At 48.6% G+C, this 1,533-nt stretch carries 1 protein-coding gene and 1 rRNA gene; one reads left to right on the forward strand and one right to left on the reverse strand.

What is annotated here, in order from left to right:
- Positions 1-147: 147 nt before the first annotated feature.
- Positions 148-852, forward strand: a complete 705-nt coding sequence (locus XMG48_RS11905; RefSeq protein WP_173482297.1) for a ChaN family lipoprotein — start codon at positions 148-150, stop codon at positions 850-852.
- Between the two features lie 560 nt (positions 853-1,412).
- Here XMG48_RS11905 and rrf read toward each other — a convergent pair.
- Positions 1,413-1,528 (reverse strand): 5S ribosomal RNA (gene rrf / locus XMG48_RS11910).
- Positions 1,529-1,533: the final 5 nt, after the last annotated feature.

A 1,533-nucleotide genomic window follows, 5' to 3' on the forward strand; every position in this document is an offset into this window, starting at 1 on the left:
TCGCTGGCAAAGAGGTCGTTTTTGATTGCGCTACGCTTCTTCATGGTACTGATCTATCGGGTGTTAGTGGTTGCTTGATGCTATCACAGGGCTACCGGTGCTGTGAGGGAGGTTTTTCGAGGTGCCCAACAGCAATTACTGGATCAAATGAGTGAGATAGATTGGATATTGTTGGGTGAAAATCATGAAACGGATATTCATCACGAACTTCAAACAGAGATACTAGAGCTACTGTCCAAAAAGAAGATACTCGGTAATGTTGCCTTTGAAATGGCGAATACAGATCAACAGAGTGCACTAGACAGCGCATTAGGGGAGCCGTCGAATCCAGAACAACTCAACTGGCAAAAAGGCTGGCCTTGGGAGTGGTATGAATCACCCGTGAACTTAGCTTTAACGAAAGCAAACAGAGTACTCAGCACAGACCTAACTCGACAACAACAGATGCAAGCCTACATGGATGAATCAATAGATCATCCTAACGAACACTACAAAAACTTTATGCTCGACATACTCTATGAAAGCCACTGCGGCAAGCTACCCAAATCACAACTGGGCAACATGTTAAGAGTTCAAATAGCCCGTGATCGACAGATGGGCAGAGTACTTAAAGAGAACAGCACCGATAAAGTCGATCTATACATTGCAGGCAACATGCATGTCAGAAAAGATGCCGGCGTCCCCTTTCATAATGAGCTGAATAGCTTATCGATCATGATGCTATCCGTTGGTGACAGCAGAGACCCCTTTGAAATCATACCAGACAGCTATCAGGATGAAGCGATAGCTGATTATGTGATATTCACACCGGAAGTAGAGCAGAGGGATCACTGTTCGCAGATTGAAGGGTAGTAGTTAGCTGTTGGAGCGGTCTTGCGAAGGCCGTGAAGGTTGGGCGCGTAATTAGAGAGCAGGTGACAGGCTAAAGCCAGTCACTGGTGTGCTTAACTCGCTACGAAGCTGCGGTGACTGGCCTTCAGCCTGTCACTGGTGTGCTTAACTCACTACGAAGCTACGGTGACTGGCCTTCAGCCTGTCACTGGTGTGCTTAACTCACTACGAAGCTACGGTGACTGGCCTTCAGCCTGTCACTGGTGTGCTTAATTCACTACGAAGCTACGGTGACTGGCTTCAGCCTGTCATCCGCTGTTGACGTTGGCAGAGATCTTTTTTAAAACCGTTGGAGCAGTCTTGCAAAGGCCGCGATGGATTTGGCAGAGATCCTTTACGAAGCTCTCAATGACCTACAATAGGTGCCGAGCGTTGCTCGTCATCGCTTCGCGACGCTTGCAGCGCCTCCCCGCCGCACTTTCAGTGCATGCGTGGTCACATGGGCATTCGCTCAGAAGTCTCCTTGCTCCAAACATAAAAAAAGGGCCATCCGAACGGATGACCCTTTTTCTATGTTAGGTGCCTGGCAATGACCTACTCTCACATGGGGAAACCCCACACTACCATCGGCGATGACGCGTTTCACGACTGAGTTCGGTAAGGGATCAGGTGGTTCCACGTCTCTATTGTCACCAGGCAAAA

The sequence above is a fragment of the Marinobacterium sp. xm-g-48 genome, from assembly GCF_013282925.1.
Lineage (GTDB): Bacteria > Pseudomonadota > Gammaproteobacteria > Pseudomonadales > Balneatricaceae > Marinobacterium_E.